This window comes from Zhenhengia yiwuensis (genome assembly GCF_014384995.1).
GTDB classification, from domain to species: Bacteria; Bacillota; Clostridia; order Lachnospirales; family Cellulosilyticaceae; genus Zhenhengia; species Zhenhengia yiwuensis.
Window position 1 is genome coordinate 1 of sequence record NZ_JACRSY010000116.1, and the last position, 867, is coordinate 867.

Sequence of the window (867 nt, forward strand, 5' to 3'; positions counted from 1 at the left end):
TTCGGACATCTACGGATCAAAGTTTATTTGCAACTCCCCGTAGCTTTTCGCAGCTTATCACGTCCTTCATCGGCTCTCGGTGCCAAGGCATCCACTCTACGCTCTTAGTAGCTTGACCTAACAATGTAAACATTGTTTTGCCTTGTTCTCGTTAAATTTAAGAATAAGTTATATCGGTTAAATTGTAGATTTAAAATTTGATAAGTTTAAATCTATTTTTTGATTATGTTTAGTTTTCAAAGTACAATATGTCCATAAACTGGGCAAGTGGAGACAAAGGGATTCGAACCCTTGACCCCCTGCGTGCAAGGCAGGTGCTCTCCCAACTGAGCTATGCCCCCATTTAAGGGAAAATATTTAATTTTACCTATAACCTTACGGTTAAATAGGCCCGAGTGGACTCGAACCACCGACCTCACGCTTATCAGGCGTGCGCTCTAACCACCTGAGCTACGAGCCTATATGAATCTGGCAACCACTTACTCTCCCGGGCCGTCTCCAGCCAAGTACCATCAGCCGCTTTAGTCTTAACCTACGTGTTCGGTATGGGAACGGGTGTTTCCCTAAAGCGCATCGTCACCAGAAAATGGTGTGTATTTAATTTTTGATTAAACACTCAAAATAAAATAGTAAATCATTAATTACCAAGCCATATTCCTTAGAAAGGAGGTGATCCAGCCGCACCTTCCGATACGGCTACCTTGTTACGACTTCACCCCAGTCATTGGTTTTGCCTTAGACAGCTCCTTCCCTTGCGGGTTAGGTCACTGGCGTTGGGCCCCCCCAACTCCCATGGTGTGACGGGCGGTGTGTACAAGACCCGGGAACGTATTCACCGCGACATTCTGATTCGCGATTACTAGCGAT

At 45.2% G+C, this 867-nt stretch carries 2 tRNA genes and 3 rRNA genes; all 5 read right to left on the minus strand.

The annotated features are described in order from the left end of the window. A 23S ribosomal RNA gene (locus H8718_RS20290) occupies positions 1–118 on the minus strand; the annotation flags it as partial. Between the two features lie 150 nt (positions 119–268). After that, positions 269–341: transfer RNA gene (locus H8718_RS20295), tRNA-Ala, on the minus strand. 45 nt (positions 342–386) lie between these two features. Then, positions 387–460, minus strand: a tRNA-Ile gene (locus H8718_RS20300). 6 nt (positions 461–466) lie between these two features. Then, a 5S ribosomal RNA gene (gene rrf / locus H8718_RS20305) occupies positions 467–584 on the minus strand. Positions 585–662: 78 nt separating this feature from the next. Next, positions 663–867, minus strand: a 16S ribosomal RNA gene (locus H8718_RS20310); the annotation flags it as partial.